We start from the raw sequence: 20,852 nt of genomic DNA, 5'->3' as shown, positions 1-20,852 counted from the left end.
TTATATTATTTCAACGATTCAAGGAAACGACGGTAGGGGTCGAGGCTGTTGGAGAGCATGGCCTGTACTCCCTTGCTGGTGATGGTTCCGCCCGAAACGGCATCGACATACTCGGCGCCGTTGAGAGGCTTCTGCCCCTTCTTCTCCACGGCAACGGGCTTGAACTCACCGCCGATGAAGAGGTGCTTGCCGACGAATTGTCCCGAGAAAGCCTCGGTCTGAATCTCGGCTCCGAGGCCGGGGGTCTCGCTCTGATGGGCGAAATAGGCCCCGTAGATGGTGTTGCCGTCGGCATCGATGGACAAATATCCCCAAATGGGTCCCCACAGGCCGGCACCGTAGAGGGGCACGATATATTTCTGCGCCCCGTTGTCGAGACGGCAGACATACACGGGCAGACGGCGCTCGGCGGCGGGCAACTTCACCTGCACGGCGACATCGACACCGAAAGCGTCGGCACCATCGACAGGTTTCCCATCGGCATCGAGCACATAGCTGTCGACGATATATTTCTTATAGAGCGACTGTGCATCGTCGGCGGTAGCGGCAATGTGCACCGAGGAGAGAATCTGCTTCATCTTGTCGATTTCGACGTTGCGGGTCTGCTTCTCTTTCAGGCTCAACGAGGTAACAGCCAGCACCGCGGCCACCAAGATGACCATGACCGATGCGTAAAGGATTGTGTAAGTATTGCTTTGCTTGTTCATAGTCGTGTTGCATTATGCCTTGCGGGCTCGTTTGAGGCGGCGTTTGATGTTTCCTTCGACCACGAAATAGTCGATGAGCGGTGCAAAGACGTTCATCAGCAGCACCGCCAGCATGGCGCCTTCGGGATAACCGGTATTATACACGCGTATCAAGATGGCTATCACGCCGATAAGAAATCCGTAAATATATTGACCCGTGCGGGTGCGCGCGCCCGTTACGGGGTCGGTCGCCATAAACACGGCCGCAAAGGCAAAACCGCCAAGGCAGATTTGGTCGACGGGTGAAATCATGGAACCGGGATAGACGGGCGACGGGAACAGCGCCGCAACAGTGCTCATCACCAGACCTCCGACAAAGACCGAGAGCATGACCCGCCAGCTGGCGATGCCCGTCCAGAGCAGGACGACAGCGCCCAAAAGAATGGCCAGGGTCGAGGTCTCCCCTATCGAGCCGGGAATCAGGCCGAGGAAATAGTCGAGCGTCGAGAGGGGTTCGCCCACGATATTGTGCAGCACGAGGTCGCCGCCCCCATGCGTGGCCACCTGACCCAGCGGGGTAGCCCCCGAGAAGGTATCGACCACCTGTCCGGCTCCGAGACCGAAGGTATCGGCCGTGCGGACAAAGACCTCATCGCCCGACATCTTCGAGGGATAGGCAAAGAAGAGGAATGCCCGCGTGACAAGTGCCACATTGAAGATATTCATGCCGGTGCCGCCAAAAACCTCCTTGGCAAAAATCACGGCAAAGGCCGTGGCCACGGCTATCATCCACAGCGGGGTGTCGACCGGCACAATCAGGGGTATCAAGATACCCGATACGAGGAAGCCTTCCTGTATCTCGTGCCCGCGCCACTGGGCTACGACAAACTCGATGCCGAGCCCCACGACATAGGAGACGATGATTTTGGGAAGGACGGCCAGGAATCCGAAGAAGAAGACCGTCCAGAAACCGACGGCCGAGAGCTCACCGATGGCCAGATAATGTTGATAACCGACATTATACATGCCAAAGAGCAGGGCCGGCACCAATGCCAGTATGACCACCGACATGGTGCGCTTGGTATCGATGCTGTCGTGGATATGTACCCCCGAGGGAGAGGTCGTCGCCGGCACATAAAGGAATGTTTCAAACCCCTCAAATACCGAACGGAACATCGCCCACCGACCTCCGGGCATGAAGTTGGGCTTTATCTTATCGAGATAATTTCTTAACGTTTTCAAGGTTCTGTCGTTTTATCGTTTTAAAATCAATTCATCTCTTTCCGCAACTTGTCGAGGCCCTCCCGTATGATGGCCTGCAAGGGGAGTTTCGAGGTATCGACAAACTCGCAGAGGGCAAAATCCTCGGGTGCGACTTCGTAGATACCGAGGTTTTCCATCTTGTCGATGTCGAAGGCAAGGACGGCCTTGACCAGAAACTCGGGCAGAATGTCCATGGGCAACACCTTGTCGTACTCGCCCTGCATGATGATGGCCCGTTCGCCGCCGTGCAGACGGGCGTCGAAACGGTAGCGGCGGCCGCGCGACAGCCACGAGAAATAGGAGTGGGAAACGCTGTACTTCCCGAAACCGGGCATCGCCCAGCCGAGGAGTTCATGGCAGTCATCGCCCTCGGGTATGACGGTAATCTGGCTGTGCGGGGCACGCAGATAATCGTGCTCGCCGAGACGGGTTCCCGTGAGGACGTTGCCACTGATGTAGCGGCGGTGATAGTCGGCCGGGACAAGATTGCCGTCGATGATCGAACTCACCTCCGCGCCCCATATCGTCTTGACGTAATGCGGGGTTTTCACCTCGGAGCCGGTAAGGGCGACGAGCCGCGAGAAATCGAGCACGCCGGTGCGGAAATAGCGGCCGATAACCAGCAGGTCGAAGGCACTGAGCGTCCACACCGTCTCTCCTTTTGAGACCGGGGCGATGTGGTGTATCTGCACGCCGACATTCCCGGCCGGGTGCGGGCCTTCAAAGGCAACGACCTCGGCACCGCGCACCGCGAGCGGACTACCGGCACGCACACCGAGATATACGCGACCGGCCGTGAGCTTGGCCAGCACGTCGATGCCGGCCTGCAAATCGTCTTCACGACCTTTCACGACGAAGTCAAAATCGGGAGCCAGCGGAGCCGAATCCCATGCCGTGACGAAAATATCGCGGGGGAAGATGGTGGGGTCGGCAATGATGTCATAGGGTCGCTGCTTGATATACATGAAGAGTCCCCGCGCCAACAGAATGGCCTTGACCTGTTCGCCGTCGAGGGTCGCCAACTCGGGACGGGACGCATCGGCCGGCTCCATTTTTCCGTCGGGCTTCACCGTGATGTCGAGGACTTTACGCCGCTCGCCCCGGTTTACCGCCTCGACCTCGCCGCTTACCGGCGAAACGAATTGCATCTCGGGTCGATTCTTGTCGCACATCAGAGGCGTACCCACCCGCACTTTGTCGCCGGGCTTCACAAGGACTTTCGGTACGATACCGTGGAAATCATCGGGGACAAGGGCATACCGCCCGGCCTCCGGAGCCTCGACGATACGAGCCTCGGCAGCACCTTCAATGGGTATGTCCAACCCCTTTTTCAGTTTTATTGCATTCGCCATTTTCTTCTATTTGCAAATTCGGGTAGCAAAGATAACGTCTTTTCTTCAAAAGGGCATCAATCCCTAAAAATTTATTCTGTCCTATTTAACGGAAGAACAATTCTTTTCGTTCAAATTCTCCTCATAATATTCTTCCTTCCGGGAGGGCAATATTTCCACCTTCGGGAGGACGGTAAAAACGATTTCGAGCCAAAGAGATTTGCCTATCCCGAAGAAAGTCCCTATTTTTGCGACATGGAACAATTACGGGAAAGCAGATGGGTGAAAATTGTCTTTGTCTTGTGCGTTTTGACACAAGGCTTGCTGCTGTTCCCGCATCACCATCACAACGGCGCCACGGCTGCCTGTTTCGACATAAGCCACTGCACCGGCCAACATCATCACAACGACGCGCTGCCTTTCCACAACGAAAACGACGGCTGCTGCGACCACAACCACAGCTATCCCGACATACCGTGCAGCCACCGGGTCATTTCGGTCCTGCCACCTTCGCACCCGCATCTCCTGCCGGTGCCCTGCCACGACATCTTGCACACCTTCCATTGCCACTTGTCGGCCGCCATTCCCTGCCAGGAATGCCAACAGCAGTATGACGAGTGCAGGGTATCGCTCGGCATCAAGGAGACTCCTTCCCTGCCCGATACATTTCTCACTTATCACGTCAAAGCCCTTCCCGTAAGAGCCGGGACTCATATCGCTTAACCCTCTCCCCGCGATGACCCGCCCGCCGGGTCGCGCTACCCTTATCAGGCGCCCCAGGCGCCACTTCATTCATTCTTTTACACAAGCGATATGAAACATCTTTTATTTTTACTTGCTATAAGTGTGACCGTTTGCACCGGCTGCGCCCATGACCACGACCACGACCACAACCACAACCACGAAACCGAAGACCCTCACGGCCACGTCGCCGGAGAAAGCCATGACCCGCATGCCGGAGAGGCCGCCGAAGAAGCCGGCCATCAAGACGAAATCATATTTCCCGCCGAACAGGCGGCTCGCACCGACTTCGAAGTGCAGACCGTCGAAGCCTCGTACTTCTCCCCCGTCATTCATTGCAGCGGCGAAATCACCAACACGCCCAACGACCAGATATTCCTCTTTTCGCCCGTCGGGGGCATCGTCGTCTTCGGCGACGGGAATCCGGCCGAGGGCGTCGGTGTAAACGCCGGCGAAACCCTGTTCTACATCTCGACACGCGGATTGGCCTCGGGCAATGCCGCAGTCAAAGCACAAGCCGCTTATGAAAAAGCCCGGGCCGACTACGAACGGGCAATGGCCCTGCAAGCCGGGCACGTCGTTTCTCAGAAAGAGGTCGATGCCGCACGGGCCGAATTCCTGCGAGCCGAAGCCGAATACCTGCCCCTCGCCTCGGAAAGCGAGCAAGGGGTACCGGTAAAAGCGACGCAGGCCGGGTACCTCACCCGACTGTCGGTCAATGCCGGGCAATATGTCGAGGCCGGCACACCGCTGGCCGCCATCACGACCAACCGCCGGTTGCGCCTCACGGCCGAAGTGCCGCAGCGGTACTACAACCGCCTGACCGACATGACCGACGCCTACTTCTCGACCGCAGCGGCCGACTCCACCTACGCCGTCTCGGAACTGAACGGCCGCCGGCTCTCGATAGGCCGCAGCACGGCCACGGGCTCGACCCTCATACCGGTGACTTTCGAGTTTGACAATCCCGGAGATTTGGTCGCCGGCCTCTATGCCGAGGTGGCATTGAGCGGCAAGACCCGTGAAAAGGCCGTCGTCCTCCCCCTCTCGGCCCTGACCGAAGCACAAGGCATATATTATGTCTATGTGCAGCTCGACGAGGAAGGATACCAGCGACGCGAAGTGAAAATCGGCGACAACAACGGCCGCGAAGTAACCGTCGAAGCCGGGTTGCAACCCGGCGAACGGGTCGTCACCCGCGGTGCCGTGCAGGTGAAGATGGCTGCCGCCTCGGGCACCATTCCCCACGGACATTCCCATAACCACTAATCCGTCACCGCCATGCTCAACAAGATAATCAATTTCTCCCTTCACAACCGGCTGTTGATTGTCGCCATTGCCGTGCTGCTCACGGTAACGGGCATCTACACAGCCTCACGCATGGAGGTCGACGTGTTTCCCGACCTGAACGCCCCCACCGTGGTCGTCATGACCGAAGCCCCCGGCATGGCCACCGAAGAGGTGGAACGCACGGTAACGTTTGTCATCGAAACGGCGCTGAACGGAGCCACCGACGTGCGCCGGGTGCGTTCGTCGTCGACCAACGGATTCTCGGTCGTGTGGATTGAATTCGACTGGGACACCGACATCTACCTCGCCCGACAAATCGTCTCGGAAAAACTCGCTTCCATCGGCGAGCAACTGCCCACGACGGCCGGACAGCCCACCCTCGGGCCCCAGTCGTCGATACTCGGCGAAATACTCATTGTGGGACTCACCTCCGACTCCTTGTCGATGCAGGAACTGCGCACGATTGCCGACTGGGCCATTCGTCCCCGCCTCCTCTCGACGGGCGGTGTGGCACAAGTCTCGGTCATCGGCGGCGACCTCAAAGAGTACCAGATACAACTGTCGACCGAACGTATGCGCCGCTACGGCGTGTCGCTGGCCGAGATTCTGGCCGCCACCGGTGACATGAACCTCAACGCCTCGGGCGGAGTCATCTACGAATACGGCAACGAATATGTCGTGCGCGGCATGGTGGCCGACCGAGATGCCGACGAAATAGCCAAAGGGTTTATCAAATTTGCGGAGAGCGGCGAACCCATCGTGCTGAGCGATGTCGCCGACGTGGTCATCGGCAACAAGTCGCCCAAGCTCGGCGTAGCGTCGGAACGAGGTTGCCCGGCAGTACTCATCACCGTCACCAAACAGCCGGCCACCAACACGCTGGAACTCACCGAGCAACTCGACATGACCCTTGCCGAGCTGCAAAAGACGCTGCCCGAGGTGCATATATCGACCGACATTTTCAGGCAGTCGCGCTTTATCGAAAGTTCCATCGACAACATCGCCCACTCACTGTGGGAGGGTGCCCTGTTTGTCGTCATCGTACTCTTCTTCTTCCTCATGAACGGGCGCGTCACCCTCATCTCGCTCGTCGCCCTGCCGCTTTCGCTGCTCACCGCCATTCTCACACTGAAAGGACTGGGATTCACCATCAACACGATGAGCCTCGGCGGTATGGCCATCGCCATAGGTTCGCTGGTCGACGACGCCATCATCGACGTGGAGAATGTCTACAAGCGTCTGCGGGAAAACCATGCCCGGCCGAAAGCGGAGCGGCGTCCCGTCCTGCAAGTGGTCTACGACGCCTCGCGTGAAATACGCACCTCGATCGTGCACGCCACCATCATCACCATCGTGGCATTTGTCCCGCTCTTCTTCCTCAGCGGCATGGAGGGTCGCATGCTGCGGCCGCTCGGCATCTCGTTTATCGTCTCGCTCTTCGCCTCGATGGTGGTTGCCGTGACCCTCACGCCCGTCATGTGCAGCTACATGCTCACCTCGGAAAAGACCTTGCGCAGCCACCAGAACGAGGCACCGCTGTCGCGTTTCCTCAAAAGAATCTACCGCCGCGCCCTGCAAGGTGCACTGCACCACGGCCGTCTGGTCATCGGGGGCGCCGTGCTCCTCTTTGTCGGAGCCGTCATGCTATACACCACCCTGGGCAGCAGCTTCCTGCCGCCTTTCAACGAAGGCTCCCTCACCGTCAACGTAAGCACCCTGCCCGGCATCTCGCTCGAAGAGTCGGACAAGATAGGGCGCATGGCCGAAGAGATACTGCTCGAAATTCCCGAGATACAGACCGTGGCCCGCAAAACCGGTCGCGCCGAACTCGACGAACACGCTCTCGGCGTGAACACCTCGGAGATAGAAGCGCCTTTTGTCCTCGACAAGCGGAGCCGCGAAGAGTTCCTGGCCGATGTGCGTGCCCGCCTCGGCGCCATAAAAGGCATCGACCTCGAAATCGGGCAACCCATCTCCCACCGCATCGACGCCATGCTCTCGGGCACACAGGCCAACATCGCCATCAAACTGTTTGGCGAAGACCTGAACAAGATGTACACCCTCGGGCAGGAAATCAAACGGGCCATCTCATCGGTCGAAGGTATCGCCGACGTGATGGTCGAGCAGCAGGTCGAACGCGCCCAGCTGCAAATCATTCCACGCCGGGAGATGCTGGCCCGCTACGGCATCTCGCTTGCCGATTTCTCACAGTGGGTGCGTGTGGCTCTCGATGGGGAAATCGTCTCGCAAATCTACGACGGGAATGCCACGTTCGACCTCACGGTCAAGGTCGGCGACGGGCACAGCCGCACCATCGAGGAGACCGGCGACCTGCTGGTCGACACGGGTGACGGCGGAAAAGTGCCGTTGAGCCAGATCGCCGACATCGTATCGACATCGGGTCCCAACGCCGTGAACCGGGAAAACGTGAAACGCAAAATCGTCGTCTCGGCCAACGTCACGGGCGGAGACCTGGGCGGTGCCGTCGAAGAGATACGCTCGGCCATCGAAAGCGCGGTCGAACTTCCGCAGGGATATTACATCGAGTATGGCGGACAGTTTGAGAGCCAGCAATCGGCCGCCCGCACCCTCTCCTTTGCCTCGGCCATCGCCCTGCTGGTCATCTTCCTGCTTCTCTTCCAAGAGTTCAAGAGTTTAACGCTCTCGGGCATGATCATGATAAACCTGCCGCTCGCCCTCATCGGCGGCGTGGCAGCCATCGCCATGACCTCGGGCATCGTGAGCATTCCGGCCATCATCGGGTTTATCTCGCTGCTGGGCATCGCCGTGCGCAACGGCATCTTGCTGGTATCGCACTACGGGCAATTACGCCACGAAGGCATCTCCCTGAAAGAGAGCATCGTGCAAGGTTCGCTCGACCGTCTCAACCCCATACTCATGACTTCGCTGTCGTCGGCCTTGGCCCTCATTCCGCTGGCCCTGGGGGGAGACATCAGCGGCAACGAGATACAGAGCCCCATGGCCAAGGTTATCCTCGGCGGCCTCATCAGCTCGACCCTGCTCAACATATTTGTCATACCTACCGTCTACCTGTTTTTAAACTCAAAGAAAAAATCCCATGCGTAGATTATTTATAGCAAGCATCATGTCGGTCATGCTGTTCGGTCAGGCACAGGCTCAGGACATCGACGACATACTGCGCGGCATCGAAGCCAACAACGCCGCCCTGCGTGCCCAAGAAAAGCTGGACAAGGCCCAACGGCTCGAAGCGAAAGCCGGGAACATGCCCGAAGGTCCCGAAGTGGAATATATGCACTCGTGGCAAAAAGGAGGCGGCGAACCGGTCTCGGAAATAAACGTCACCCAAGGATTTGACTTCCCCTCCGCCTATTTTGCCCGGCGCAAAGCGGTCTTGGCCCGCGAAGAGCAACTGGGACATGAACTGAACGCATTCAGGCAGGAACTGCTGCTCGAAGCCAAACTGCTCTGCATCGACATCATCGCCCTGCGGCAAGAGTGTTTATTGCTGCACAAACGGGCCGAGAACTCCCATCGCATGGCCCGGGCCATGAGCAAGGCGCTGGAAAAAGGCGAAGTGTCGAGCCTCGAAAAAAACCGGGCCGACATAGAATGGGCCAACATGCAAAACCAATGCGGATTGAAACGGGTCGAACTCAAAAGCGCGCTCGAACGGCTTCAAAACCTGAACGGAGGGCACGCCGTTGTATTCACCGATTCCGTTTTCTCGATACCCGAAGAGGTATTGCCGTTTGAAGTCATGCAAAAAGAGTATGAGACCCGCGCACCGCAACTGCTGGCCCTACACGCCGAAAAACGGGGAGCCGAGGCCGGACTGAAAGTAAGCCGCTCGGGTGCCCTGCCCGGCATCACCGTAGGATACCACCACGAGATAGGCGGCGAAGAGAAACTCAACGGCGTCATCGTGGGCATCTCCCTGCCGCTGTGGAAAAGCCGTCGGGAGATAAAACGGGCCAAAGCCCAAATCGAATATGCCGACGCGCTTCTCGAAAGCGAACGCATCGACAGGGAATCGACCCTGAAAGAGCTATACGGACAATACTCCACGCTGAAAACCACGCTCGAACGATTTGTCCGCATCGACCTGCAACAGGCATCGGCCATGAAATACATCAACGAAGCCTATCGCACCGGGGTGCTCAACGAGACCGATTTCCTGAGCGAGATAAACGCACTCTACGAAGTAAAGCTGCAACGCATCACCCTCGAACGCGACCTGCACAGGGTCATTGCCCAAATCAACGCGCTGAACCTTTAACCATCGAGCCGAAAAGCGGCGACAAGACACTCCATCGCGCCCCGGCCATCGGGGCGCGATGGAGTGTCTTTTTTGTCAATCCGCAACGGAATTGCCCACAAAGTGATGCCCCGCCCCCTGTCGGAAGTCTAAAACTTTGTTTTCTCCTTGCCACTACGCGGCGCTTTCCGTATCTTTGAGACCCGAATAACCCATCATGTCCATGACACGTTCCCGCATCACCGCATTTTGCTGCCTCTTGTTTCTCGCGTTGGCCACCCTCTCCTGCCAAAACGGAACGACGGCCGACAACAACGGCAGAAGTACGGAAATAAAATATGCCGAAGGGTTTGAGATAACCCGCCATGCCGGCTACACGATAGCCGACGTGCGCAACCCGTGGGACACGACCCGCCTGCTGCACCGCTATGTACTGGTCGACAAAAAGGCCGACCTGCCGGCCGACCTCCCCGCGGGAACCGTGGTGCGCACGCCGGTCGACCGCACGATTGTCTACTCGGCCGTGCACGGCACCATGCTCGACGAACTGGGTGCGGCCGGCTGCATCGCGGGCGTGTGCGAATCGGAATACATCGCCAACACGACCCTGCGCGCGGCACTGTCGGAGCGACGCATCATCGACGTGGGCAACTCGTTTGCTCCCGATGTGGAGAAAATCATTGCCCTCGCACCCGAGGCTATCTTCACCTCGCCCTTTGAGAACTGCGGATACGGACGTGTCGAAAAACTGAACGTGCCCCTCATCGAATGTGCCGACTACATGGAGAACACCCCCTTGGGACGCGCCGAGTGGATACGGTTCATCGGCTTGTTTGTCGACCGGGAAGCGCAAGCCGACTCCCTTTTCGACGAAATCGAAAAAGCCTACCTCAATCTCGGGCAATGTGTCACGGGCGTAAAAACCCGTCCTACCGTGGTTGCCGAGAAGAAAACCGGGGCGACGTGGTTTGTGCCGGGCGGGAAGAGCTACATGGCGCGCCTGTTTGCCGATGCCGGCGCCGACTATCTCTGGAAAGACGACCACCATGCCGGGTCGTTGGCGCTGACCTTCGAATCGGTCTTCGACCGAGCCGCAGAAGCCGACTTTTGGTTGTTTAAATATTCGGCCCCCGACAGCATGACACGGCAAACCCTGGCATCGGAATATGCCCCATATACCCGTTTCAAAGCCTTTTCCGAAGGTCACATCTACGGCTGCAACCTCTCCCACAACCATTTTTTCGAAGAGGTGCCGCTTCACCCCGACCTGCTTCTGAAAGATTTCATTCTCATTTTTCACCCCGAGCTCCTGCCCGGTGAAACATGTCGCTATCACCATCGCCTGCAACCATGAAACCCCGCACTTTTCTACTCCTTGCAACCGCACTCACGCTCCTGCTCGTGCTGGCCAATCTGGCATGGGGGTCGGTAAAAATCCCCCTCGACGCCGTTATTGACATCTGCCTGGGCAAAAGCTCGGAAAAACCGGGCTGGGATTTCATCGTGCTGCAATCGCGATTGCCCCAAGCCATCACGGCACTCCTTGCCGGCGCCTCGCTGGCCACGGCCGGACTTATGTTGCAGACGGCCTTCAACAACCCGTTGGCCGGGCCGTCGATACTGGGCGTGAACTCGGGAGCCGGACTGGGTGTAGCCATTGTCATGCTCCTGCTCGGCGGGAGCATCGGAAGCAGCAGTTTCATGCTCTCGGGCACCTTGGCGGTACTCACCGGCGCCATGACCGGCGCCATCGTGGTGCTGGGCGTCATCATTGCGTTCGCCTCGATGGTGAAAAGCAACGTCATGCTGCTCATCATCGGCATCATGGTCGGATATATCACCTCATCGGCCATCTCGCTGCTCAACTTTTTCGCCACGGCCGAAGGGGTCTTTTCCTATACCATCTGGGGGCTGGGCGATTTCTCGGGCATATCGATGGCACAAATGCCGTTCTTCGCCATAGCCACACTCATCGGGCTCGTCGGCGCCCTGCTGCTCATCAAGCCGCTCGATGCCTTGTTGCTGGGCGAACGCTATGCCGCCAACCTAGGCGTGAACGTACGCCTCACCCGCATCGGGTTGCTCCTCTGCACAGGCTGGCTCACCGCCGTCGTGACGGCATATTGCGGGCCCATCGCCTTCATCGGGCTGGCCGTCCCGCACATCGCCCGACTGCTGCTGCAATCGTCGAACCACCGTTGGGTCGTTCCGGCCACCATGCTCACGGGCAGCGTCGTGGCATTGCTGTGCAACCTGCTTTGCGTCCTGCCGGGCGAACTCGGCATTATCCCGCTCAACGCCGTGACACCGCTCTTCGGCGCGCCGGTGATTATCTATGTCATTGTGAACCAACGGAAAATTCAATATTTCAACTGATGAATACCACCGCCGTCATCGAAGGCCGCCGGGTAACGCTCGGATACCGCGAAGGGAAAGAAAGGGCCATTCTTTTCTCCGACATGGATTTCTCCCTGTACCGGGGTGAACTGACCGCCCTGCTCGGCATCAACGGCGCCGGCAAATCGACGCTGCTGCGCACCATGTCGGCCACCCAACCGTGCCTCAGCGGCGAAATCAGGCTCGGCGGCAAGGACCTTTCAGCCCTCTCCGAACAGGAACGGGCCCAACGCATCGGGGTCGTCTTCACCGAGAAGCACATGGCCGGCGGACTGCGCGTGCACGAACTGGTCGCCCTAGGTCGCTATCCCTACACCGGGTTCTTCGGGCGGCTCGACCGGCACGACCGCGAACGCGTGAAAGAGGTCATGGCGCTGGCAGGTATTGCCCACAAACGCGACGCCTACCTCTCGCAACTCTCCGACGGCGAACGGCAAAAAGCCTTCATCGCCAAAGCCCTGGCACAGGAAAGCGATGTGATACTGCTCGACGAGCCGACCGCTTTTCTCGACCTGCCCAGCCGCATCGAGACCATGATGTTGCTGCACCGGCTGGCCGAGGAGTGCGGGAAAACGATTCTTCTCTCGACCCACGACGTGGAACAGGCTCTGGTACTGGCCGACCGCCTGTGGCTGCTCTCCCCGCAATACGGACTGGAATGCGGCGTTACCGAAGACCTGATTCTCTCGGGACGACTCGACCGCCTCTTCCCTTCCGACACAATCCGGTTCGACCCCGAGCACGGCAGCTATTACCCGCTCGTGCACAGCTGCTCGCCCGTCATGCTGCGGGCCGACAACGCCACCCTCCTGCACTGGGGCATCAACCTGCTGAACCGGAACGGATTTTCCTGCCTCATAGACAAAGACAAGGCGACCTCCCCGGGAGAGGAGGCCGCCCGCACAAGCGACAAAATTCCTTATATCTCTATCGAAGCCAACGACCGCATCACTCTCACGAGCGGCGCGAAGCGACTCGCGCTCGACTCATTCGCCGCCCTCGCCGATGCCGTAAAGGAGTTGAAGGGCTAACGGCTCCGCGCCGTCAGACTCTCCACGATGAGACGGGCGGCACGTTCGGGCGCACCGGGCTCTCCGAGACGGGCGGCCATCTCATCGTATCCGCGCAACATGGCGGCACGCTCGGGAGTGTCGTCGAGCAGAGGCGCCAGATGGCGGCGTGCCTCGTCGGGCGAGAAGTGGTGCACCAGCAATTCGGGCACCACGGGCGCATCGGCAATGAGATTGACCAGCGAAACATAATCGACCTTTATCATGGGACGGAACAGCGAATAGGTAAACTGCCCGCCGCGCATATAGTAGCCGACCACTTGGGGCACGCGCAGCAGAGCCGTTTCGAGCGTGGCGGTTCCCGAAGTCACCAGCGCCGCCCGAGCCTGTTGGAGGAGCCGATAGGTCTTCCCGAAAACAATCGACACCCGACCGTCGCTCCGATAGGGGTCATAAAACGAGGGCGTGACACCGGGTGCGCCGGCAATCACCATCTGATAATCGGGAAACGCCGAAGCCGCGGCAATCATGATGCGCAGGTTGTCTTTAATCTCGGCCAGCCGGCTGCCGGGCAGGAGGGCGATAATCGGCTTGTCGGGCAGATGATTCTCGGCCGTGAAGTGAGCAAAAGTCTCATCGGCATCGCGACGCGACGACAACTCATCGACCGTGGGATTCCCCACATAATCGACCTCATAGTCATGCCGGCGATAGAACTCCACCTCAAAGGGCAATATCGAATACATGCGGTCGACATACCGCTTTATCCCTACGATGCGATGCTCCTTCCATGCCCATATCTTGGGCGAGATATAATAATGTACCGGCAGATGCAACGTCTCCTTGGCATACCGGGCTATCTTCAAGTTGAAACCGGGATAGTCGACCAAAATCAACACATCGGGGCGATAAGCCGCCAAATCGTTCTTGCACAAGGCAATGTTGCGCAACACCTGACCGAGGTGCAAAGCCACCTGCACAAATCCCATATAGGCCATCTCGCGGTAGTGGCGCACCAACGTGCCGCCGACCTGCTGCATGGCATCACCGCCCCAAAAGCGGAAATCGGCCTGCGGGTCATTTTCAAGAATAGCCCGCATGAGATGGGCGGCGTGCAGGTCGCCCGAGGCTTCACCGGCAATGAGATAATATTTCATACGCGAAAAATATTTGACACAAATATAGACAAAGGAGAACGTAGAGACAAATAGAAACGAAGTTTTCAAATAGGGCTATGCCAAGCCGCCTCCCGCCTCTCCTGCAAAAATAGCGAAAGAAGAGAACAGTGAAAACAGAGTTTTTCAATTAAGGAAGAATCTTTCGGCCGGGACAAAACCCGGGCGGACACAATAAAGCGGCACAAACCCCGTTATGTAAGCGTCATGAATGTAAAATCTTTTTTCACCGGCATAGCCATGTGTGCCATCGCTCTCCTGGCGACAAGTTGTTTCGACGAGCGATTCACCGACAACCCGTCGCATCTGCTGTCGTTCTCGACCGACATCGTGAAGTTCGACACCATCTTCACCGACAAGGGTACGGCCACGATGTCGTTCCGCGTCTACAACCGCAACAGCCGGGCGGTACGCATCGAATCGGTGCGACTGGCCGACGCCGGACATTCGGGTTTCTTCATCAACGTCGACGGTGAAAAAGGTCCCGACATCGGCGCCATCGAGTTGAGCGCCCGCGACAGCCTCTACGTCTTTGTGGAGGCCAACATCGACCCCACCGACGAAGCGACCCCCTTCCTGGTGAAAGACTCCATCGTATTCCTCACCAACGGGGTGCGACAGGACGTGAAACTCGAAGCCTACGGGCAGAACGCCGTTGTGTACCGGGGCGGGAAAATCATCACGACCGACACCACATTCACCCGTGAGCGACCGTTCCTCATCTACGACAGTCTCGTCGTAAGTGCCGGTGCCACCCTCACCCTCACCGAAGGCACCTCCCTCTACCTGCACGACAAGGCATATATCCGCATCGACGGACGCATGCTGGCCGAAGGGTCGGACTCGCTGCACGTCGTGCTGCGGGGCGACCGCACCGACAACGTGTTTCCCAACCTGCCCTACGACTACTACTCGGGACAGTGGGGCGGCGTGCGGTTTGGCACCGAGAGTTACGGCAACCGCTGGGAGTATGTCGACATGCACGGGTCGTCGTGGGGCATACGCATCGATTCGAGCGACGTGACCCAACCCAAGCTCACCCTGCAACACAGCATCATACACAACGCGGCCTCGCACCTGCTATCGGCCTCATACGCCCAGGTCAGCGGTTACAACTGCCAGCTCACCAACGCCGGAGGCGCTTTGCTGCACCTCACCGCCTGCCGCTCGGAATGGATACACTGCACCGTGTCGAACCTCTATAACTGGGATATCATATCGGCTCCCGCCCTTACCCTGACGGCCCATGCGCCGGCCGACACCGTGGCACCGGAACAACAGCCGCGCTTCTTCATGGCCAACAGCATCTTTACCTCGCGCAGCACACTCATGGAACCGGCCGACATCGAAGGACTACCCATCACGTTCGACCACTGCCTGCTGCAAGCCAACGGGGAGAACGACGAGAACTTCATCGACTGTCTTTGGGGGCAAGACCCCCTCTTCGTCGCCACGGGTGAGGAGTATGTCTTCGACTTCCGCATCACCGAGTCGTCGCCCGCCCGCGAAGCCGGCAGTACGGCCTACCTCAACGACTCGACGGCCACCGACCTCTACGGACAGCCCCGCCCCACCGACGGTACCCGACCCGACATCGGTGCCAGCAACTACACTCCACCCACCCTCGACGGGGAGTAAGCCGACAACCGGAAACGGCACACCGTCCACACACCACCCATAAAAAACGGTTCTCTTCTTTGAAAAAGAGAACCGTTTTTATTTTTTCCGGGAGAATAACTTCGGTCGCATCATTCCGTCCAAAGGCGTCCCTGCCAGGTATTCCGCTCGCGCATACGTTGCAGGAGGCGTGCCGTAAACTCGTGGTTCTTCAAGCCCCAGCGCGGCGCGATAAGCAGCGCATCGGGCGACTGGGAGACAAACCTCTCGACGACGATGTCGGGGCGCAGCCGCTCGATGAAGTCGATGGCCAGGTCGACATACTCCGTCACGGTGTAGGGATATATGTCGGCCAGACCCTGCTCATATTCCTGGGCCAGCCGGGTGCCCCGAATGAGCTGCAACTGGTGCAGTTTGACCATCGTGAGGGGAAGGGCCGACAGACGTCCGGCATGAGAAAGTATCGTTTCGCGGCTCTCGCCGGGCAGACCCAATATCATGTGCGCCCCCACAGGTATGCCGGCTTCGGCCGTGCGTCGCACGGCATCGACGGCCGAGGCGTAGTCGTGGCCCCGGTTGACGCGCACCAGCGTCTCGTCGCAGGTGCTCTCGATGCCATACTCCGCCATGAGATAACGGTCGCGTGCCAGGTCGGAGAGATAGGCAAGCAGGTCGGGCGGCATGCAGTCGGGTCGCGTGCCGATGATGAGCCCCACCACCCCTTCGTGTGCCAACGCCTCCTCGTAGCAGGCCGCCAGATAAGGTGTGGCCCCGTAGGTATTGGTGTAAGCCTGAAAATAGGCCAGGTATTTCATGTCGGGATACTTGCGGGCGAAGAAAGCGATACCCTCGTCGAGCTGTTCGGTAATGCTCCGCCCGGTGTGGCAGTAATCGGGGCTGAACGTCTGGTTGTTGCAATAGGTGCAGCCGCCGCGTCCTTTGGTACCGTCGCGGTTGGGACAAGAAAATCCCGCATGAAGCGAGATTTTCTGTACCTTATAGGGAAACCGGGCGGCCAGGTAGCTGCCCATGTCGGCATAAAGCGGTCGAGAAGCATCTGCCGCCATCAGTGTCCGAAGTTTTTATAGAATCCGACAATGGCCACGATACCTTTGTGCAGGATATCGACGGGAATGTTCTCGTTGGGCGAATGGGTGGCATCGCTTTCGAGGCCGAAGCCCATGAGTATCGACTTGATGCCCAGCACCTGCTCAAAGACGGCAATGATGGGTATGCTGCCCCCCCGGCGCACAGCCAGCGGACGTTTGCCGAAAGCCTCCTCGTAGCCTTTCTCGGCCGCCTTGTAGGCCGGCAGGTCGATGGGGCACACATAGCTCTCGCCACCGTGTATGGCCTCTATCTTCACCTGCACGGTATCGGGTGCCGTGCGGTTGAAGTGGTCGATCATCAGCTGCTCAATCTTGTGGTGCTGCTGGTGCGGCACCAGACGGCACGAGAGTTTGGCATAGGCTTTGGAGGGAAGTACCGTCTTGGCGCCCTCGCCCGTGTAGCCGCCCCAAATACCGCACACATCAAAGGTGGGGCGTATGGCCGTGCGTTCGAGCGTCGTGTAACCTTTCTCTCCGAAAAGGGCCTTTACCCCTACATTGGCCTTGTATTTTTCCTCGTCATAGGGAACCGCCCCCAGCATATCGCGCTCTTCGCGCGACACCTCTTCGACATCGTCGTAGAAGCCGGGCAGGGTAATGCGGCCGTCGGCGTCGGTCAGTGCGGCAATCATCTTGCAGAGCACATTCACGGGATTGGCCACCGCCCCGCCGAAGATACCCGAGTGCAGGTCGTGATTGGGGCCCGTCACCTCGACCTGCCAGTAAGACAAGCCCCGCAATCCGGTCGTGATGGAGGGAATATCGGCTCCCACCATGCTGGTGTCGGAAACCAGAATGATGTCGGCTTTGAGCAGGTCGGTATGTTCGCGGCAGAACTCCTCCACTCCGGGCGAACCTATCTCCTCGCCGCCCTCGATGATAAATTTCACATTGCAGCGCAAGAGGCCCTCGTGAAGGGCGTATTCAAAGGCTTTGAGTTGGAGAAACGATTGACCTTTGTCGTCGTCGGCCCCGCGGGCGTAGAGAATCCCGTCCTTGACAACCGGCTCGAAAGGCTCGGTCTTCCACAACGAGAGGGGCTCTACCGGCATCACATCGTAGTGGCCGTAAACGAGAACCGTAGGCCAAGCCGGGTCGATTATCTTCTCGGCAAAAACAACCGGTGCGGCCGACGTGGGCATCACCTCGGCACGGTCGACACCGGCAGCCAGCAACAACTCCCGCCAACGGGCGGCGCAAGCCTCCATGTCGGCCCGGCGGGAAGAGTCGGAACTGATGGAGGGAATGCGAATGAGCGAAAAGAGTTCTTCAAAGAATCGGGCACTATGAGCCTCGATGTAAGAGTTGATGTCCATATCTGTAAAGTTTAAAGGTGTTTGGTCTTGTTCATCAGATAGTGGTCGAGCACCACCATGGCCGCCATGGCCTCGACGACGGGCACGGCACGGGGCAGGACACACGGGTCGTGGCGGCCACGCGCCTTGACCACGACGCTATTGCCGTCGCGGTCGATGGTCTCGACGTCGCGCAGCAACGTAGCCACGGGCTTGAAGGCCACGCGGAAGTAAATATCCTGTCCGTTGGAAATACCGCCCTGAATGCCGCCCGAATGGTTGGTCGCGGTCGACACGCGGCCGTCGCGCACGACAAACGCATCGTTCATCTGCGAGCCCCGGTACTGTACGCCCTCGAAACCCATGCCATATTCAAAGCCCTTGACGGCATTGATGCCCAGCATGGCCGCCCCCAGGTCGGCGTGCAACTTGTTGAACACCGGCTCGCCCAATCCTACGGGCACGCCTTGTACGACGCCGGTAATAACACCGCCTATGGTATCGCCGTCGGCCTTCACCGCAGAGATGAGCTCGATCATGCGCCGGGCGGTCTCGGCGTCGGGACAACGCACGATGTTGTCGTCGATGCGGGTCAAATCATAATCGGTATAACAGCCCGGCAACGCTATGGAGCCCACCTGCGAAGTATAGGCACACACGCGAATGCCGAGATGCGCCAAGGCGGCCTTGGCCAAGGCTCCCGCCACACAACGGGAGAGGGTCTCACGCGCCGAAGAGCGTCCGCCGCCCCGATGGTCGCGAAGGCCGTATTTCATCGTATAGGTATAGTCGGCATGCGAGGGCCGGTAACAGGCGCGCAGGTTGTCGTAGTCGGACGAATGCTGGTCCTGATTATAGACCACAAAACCTATCGGCGTACCCGTCGTGCGCCCCTCGAAAACGCCGGAAAGAATCTCCACGCTGTCGCTCTCCTTGCGGGCCGTAACAATCGACGACTGCCCGGGACGACGGCGGTCGAGTTCCTGCTGTATGTATGCGGTATCAATCTCTATACCGGCCGGCATACCATCGACTACGCCACCCACTCCTTTTCCGTGGGATTCGCCGAACGTGGTGAGCCGGAATATATTTCCAAAACTGTTCATGTTGCAATTGCCATTAATGCTTCTTCGACAAAGATAATCATTTTATGCAAACACCGACTGCCTCTACCCTGCAATTTTGGAACTCTTTATCCCGGACTGCGAAAAATATCTTTTTCAAATCTATACGATTTTTTATGCCGGCGCCGACATTTTTTCAACGGGCTTTGCTTATATTTGTACCTAATAGGATTCGGTTCGGCATAGTCAAACATCGAAATGTTGTTTCTGTTTGTCTCTGTTTTCTCCTTTCGCCATATTTTTAAAGCAGGTTGGAAACAAACGCCATTCCAAGGTTCAACCGCTTTACCGGGCTTCAATACGATAACCATACTTGAATATAAATCTCAAAAAAAAGAAATGCAATGAAACTATCTTATCTGTTCTTGGCCGAAGGCTTTGAAGAAGTCGAAGCCCTCACCGTGGTAGACATGATGCGCCGTGCCGGCATGGAAATCCGCACCGTATCGATTACCGGCAACAAAACCGTAACCGGTTCCCACCACATACCCGTTACGGCCGATATGCTTCTCGACGAAGTACCCTTTGCCGAGGCCGAGTGGCTCATACTCCCCGGCGGAATGCCCGGCTCGAAAAACCTGGGTGGCTGCGCCCCTTTGGTAAACGCACTGAAAGCTCACGCAGCAGCAGACAGACCCTTAGCCGCCATCTGCGCCGCACCTTTCGTTTTGGGTGTCAACGGCATACTCGAAAATCGGGCAGCCACATGCTACCCCGGTTTTGAAGAGATGCTGCACGGTGCCACGGTCACCGGCCGCATGGTCGAGACCGACGGCAATATCGTTACCGGAAAAGGCCCGGCCGCCGCAATCGACTTTGCATCGACCCTTATCCGCAAATCACAAGGCGATGCCGTCATCGAAGAGGTGCGCAAGGGTATGCTGCTCGATTAATATTCCCACATGGAAACACAAGCGATAGCCCTTGCATGACAGCTAGGGCTATCGCTTTTTTTACAGAACAAAAGGTTTAAGAATCGCAGCTAAAAGCAAGACCTCGGAGACAGACAAACACCAGCAGACTGCATCAGTATGGTATCGGCGTTCTTGTTATCTCAAATCACAACATACTAATTACAAACATATTACGATAAAAATAATGTTTCACAATGGAGGTGGAGCTCACACTCATCACGGGGAATACATTGGCGGTGGTGGCACATCGGTAGAAGAAACGAATGCGTACGTGTTGCGGGCGATAGTTGTATGTACCTGCCATGGGTCTGCGAATCTGTGAGGCGTCTCTGTTCTTGCTAACTGCGGGAGGATGTGGGTCGGGGTGTTTTAAGTGTCTGCTATGGGCTGTCTGTGGGTTGCCTGGCAGTGTAGCGTGTGTCTGTTGTAGGGAAGACTGGTTGGGGGTGGTTGGCAGCTGTTGGTGGCTGTATTGGCTGGGGGGCTGGCAGTTGGGTCCGGCGGTGGCTTGTTGGGCTGTACAGGGCTGTTAGTTGGTGGCGGCAGCAGGGCGTGGGGTGTGGGGATATAAAAAAAGCGCCGGGGACTTCTGTCTCCGGCGCTGAGGGGGCGGCTACCTACTCTCCCGCTTGCGCAGTACCATCGGCGTGATCAGGTTTAACT

16 protein-coding genes are annotated in these 20,852 nt (G+C 58.1%); 9 read left to right on the top strand and 7 right to left on the bottom strand.

All coding sequences use genetic code 11. From position 1 onward, the window contains the following. Positions 1–5 precede the first annotated feature (5 nt). Genes nqrC through IAD09_02655 form a run of 3 tightly spaced genes read right to left on the bottom strand, consistent with a single transcriptional unit; the run spans position 6 to position 3,301 of the window. Positions 6–707 (bottom strand): NADH:ubiquinone reductase (Na(+)-transporting) subunit C, encoded by a 702-nt coding sequence (gene nqrC / locus IAD09_02665; protein HIT81131.1) that lies wholly within the window; start codon positions 705–707, stop codon positions 6–8. 12 nt (positions 708–719) lie between these two features. Then, positions 720–1,928: an NADH:ubiquinone reductase (Na(+)-transporting) subunit B gene (locus tag IAD09_02660; GenBank protein HIT81130.1), complete on the bottom strand. Its 1,209-nt coding sequence runs from the start codon at positions 1,926–1,928 to the stop codon at positions 720–722. A 26-nt stretch (positions 1,929–1,954) separates the two neighbouring features. Further along, complete coding sequence (locus IAD09_02655) at positions 1,955–3,301, bottom strand: Na(+)-translocating NADH-quinone reductase subunit A (GenBank protein ID HIT81129.1); 1,347 nt, start codon at positions 3,299–3,301, stop codon at positions 1,955–1,957. Positions 3,302–3,535: 234 nt separating this feature from the next. On the opposite strand from IAD09_02655, the gene IAD09_02650 reads away from it, so the two are divergent. From IAD09_02650 to IAD09_02620, 7 genes are all read left to right on the top strand, one after another. After that, on the top strand, positions 3,536–4,003 hold the full coding sequence (locus IAD09_02650) for a hypothetical protein (protein ID HIT81128.1): 468 nt from the start codon (positions 3,536–3,538) through the stop codon (positions 4,001–4,003). A gap of 90 nt (positions 4,004–4,093) precedes the next feature. Further along, on the top strand, positions 4,094–5,290 hold the full coding sequence (locus tag IAD09_02645) for an efflux RND transporter periplasmic adaptor subunit (GenBank protein ID HIT81127.1): 1,197 nt from the start codon (positions 4,094–4,096) through the stop codon (positions 5,288–5,290). A 12-nt stretch (positions 5,291–5,302) separates the two neighbouring features. Beyond that, positions 5,303–8,398 (top strand): efflux RND transporter permease subunit, encoded by a 3,096-nt coding sequence (locus IAD09_02640; GenBank protein HIT81126.1) that lies wholly within the window; start codon positions 5,303–5,305, stop codon positions 8,396–8,398. Next, the gene (locus IAD09_02635; protein HIT81125.1) at positions 8,391–9,569 is read left to right on the top strand and encodes a TolC family protein; all 1,179 of its coding nucleotides are present in this window, start codon (positions 8,391–8,393) and stop codon (positions 9,567–9,569) included. The genes IAD09_02640 and IAD09_02635 overlap by 8 nt, the downstream gene beginning before the upstream one ends. A 202-nt stretch (positions 9,570–9,771) precedes the next feature. Then, positions 9,772–10,902: an ABC transporter substrate-binding protein gene (locus IAD09_02630; GenBank protein ID HIT81124.1), complete on the top strand. Its 1,131-nt coding sequence runs from the start codon at positions 9,772–9,774 to the stop codon at positions 10,900–10,902. Continuing rightward, positions 10,899–11,924, top strand: coding sequence for an iron ABC transporter permease (locus IAD09_02625; GenBank protein HIT81123.1), 1,026 nt, complete (start codon positions 10,899–10,901; stop codon positions 11,922–11,924). The genes IAD09_02630 and IAD09_02625 overlap by 4 nt, the downstream gene beginning before the upstream one ends. Then, on the top strand, positions 11,924–12,976 hold the full coding sequence (locus IAD09_02620; protein ID HIT81122.1) for an ABC transporter ATP-binding protein: 1,053 nt from the start codon (positions 11,924–11,926) through the stop codon (positions 12,974–12,976). Before IAD09_02625 ends, IAD09_02620 begins: the two co-directional genes overlap by 1 nt. Here IAD09_02620 and lpxB read toward each other — a convergent pair. Beyond that, positions 12,973–14,112: a lipid-A-disaccharide synthase gene (gene lpxB / locus IAD09_02615; GenBank protein HIT81121.1), complete on the bottom strand. Its 1,140-nt coding sequence runs from the start codon at positions 14,110–14,112 to the stop codon at positions 12,973–12,975. The two genes, IAD09_02620 and lpxB, sit on opposite strands and share 4 nt — an antisense overlap. A 225-nt stretch (positions 14,113–14,337) precedes the next feature. Between lpxB and IAD09_02610 the strand changes: the two genes are divergently transcribed. After that, entirely contained in the window at positions 14,338–15,768 is a 1,431-nt protein-coding gene (locus tag IAD09_02610) for a hypothetical protein (protein ID HIT81120.1), read from the top strand. A 110-nt stretch (positions 15,769–15,878) separates the two neighbouring features. On the opposite strand, the gene IAD09_02605 is transcribed toward IAD09_02610, so the two are convergent. From IAD09_02605 to aroC, 3 genes are read right to left on the bottom strand one after another with little or no spacing between them, the layout of a single operon-like run. Then, a complete protein-coding gene (locus IAD09_02605; GenBank protein ID HIT81119.1) occupies positions 15,879–16,814 on the bottom strand; it encodes a TIGR01212 family radical SAM protein in 936 nt (311 codons plus the stop codon). Next, on the bottom strand, positions 16,814–18,172 hold the full coding sequence (locus IAD09_02600) for a dipeptidase (GenBank protein HIT81118.1): 1,359 nt from the start codon (positions 18,170–18,172) through the stop codon (positions 16,814–16,816). The genes IAD09_02605 and IAD09_02600 overlap by 1 nt, the downstream gene beginning before the upstream one ends. An 11-nt stretch (positions 18,173–18,183) precedes the next feature. Beyond that, entirely contained in the window at positions 18,184–19,257 is a 1,074-nt protein-coding gene (gene aroC, locus IAD09_02595; protein ID HIT81117.1) for a chorismate synthase, read from the bottom strand. 362 nt (positions 19,258–19,619) lie between these two features. Between aroC and IAD09_02590 the strand changes: the two genes are divergently transcribed. Continuing rightward, the gene (locus tag IAD09_02590) at positions 19,620–20,168 is read left to right on the top strand and encodes a DJ-1/PfpI family protein (GenBank protein HIT81116.1); all 549 of its coding nucleotides are present in this window, start codon (positions 19,620–19,622) and stop codon (positions 20,166–20,168) included. The last annotated feature ends 684 nt before the right edge of the window (positions 20,169–20,852 follow it).

It is taken from the genome of Candidatus Caccoplasma merdavium (assembly GCA_018715595.1).
Lineage (GTDB): Bacteria > Bacteroidota > Bacteroidia > Bacteroidales > UBA11471 > Caccoplasma > Caccoplasma merdavium.
The sequence above is the reverse complement of the archived record's forward strand: the minus strand, read 5'-3'. Positions and strand labels throughout refer to the sequence as shown.

Bases quoted from the DNA above. Each gene is read 5' to 3' on its own strand.
- nqrC (HIT81131.1), bottom strand. From the start codon at position 707: ATGAACAAGCAAAGCAATACTTACACAATCCTTTACGCATCGGTCATG.
- IAD09_02655 (HIT81129.1), bottom strand. From the start codon at position 3,301: ATGGCGAATGCAATAAAACTGAAAAAGGGGTTGGACATACCCATTGAA.
- IAD09_02650 (HIT81128.1), top strand. From the start codon at position 3,536: ATGGAACAATTACGGGAAAGCAGATGGGTGAAAATTGTCTTTGTCTTG.
- IAD09_02645 (HIT81127.1), top strand. From the start codon at position 4,094: ATGAAACATCTTTTATTTTTACTTGCTATAAGTGTGACCGTTTGCACC.
- IAD09_02640 (HIT81126.1), top strand. From the start codon at position 5,303: ATGCTCAACAAGATAATCAATTTCTCCCTTCACAACCGGCTGTTGATT.
- IAD09_02635 (HIT81125.1), top strand. From the start codon at position 8,391: ATGCGTAGATTATTTATAGCAAGCATCATGTCGGTCATGCTGTTCGGT.
- IAD09_02630 (HIT81124.1), top strand. From the start codon at position 9,772: ATGACACGTTCCCGCATCACCGCATTTTGCTGCCTCTTGTTTCTCGCG.
- IAD09_02625 (HIT81123.1), top strand. From the start codon at position 10,899: ATGAAACCCCGCACTTTTCTACTCCTTGCAACCGCACTCACGCTCCTG.
- IAD09_02620 (HIT81122.1), top strand. From the start codon at position 11,924: ATGAATACCACCGCCGTCATCGAAGGCCGCCGGGTAACGCTCGGATAC.
- lpxB (HIT81121.1), bottom strand. From the start codon at position 14,112: ATGAAATATTATCTCATTGCCGGTGAAGCCTCGGGCGACCTGCACGCC.
- IAD09_02610 (HIT81120.1), top strand. From the start codon at position 14,338: ATGAATGTAAAATCTTTTTTCACCGGCATAGCCATGTGTGCCATCGCT.
- IAD09_02605 (HIT81119.1), bottom strand. From the start codon at position 16,814: ATGGCGGCAGATGCTTCTCGACCGCTTTATGCCGACATGGGCAGCTAC.
- IAD09_02600 (HIT81118.1), bottom strand. From the start codon at position 18,172: ATGGACATCAACTCTTACATCGAGGCTCATAGTGCCCGATTCTTTGAA.
- aroC (HIT81117.1), bottom strand. From the start codon at position 19,257: ATGAACAGTTTTGGAAATATATTCCGGCTCACCACGTTCGGCGAATCC.
- IAD09_02590 (HIT81116.1), top strand. From the start codon at position 19,620: ATGAAACTATCTTATCTGTTCTTGGCCGAAGGCTTTGAAGAAGTCGAA.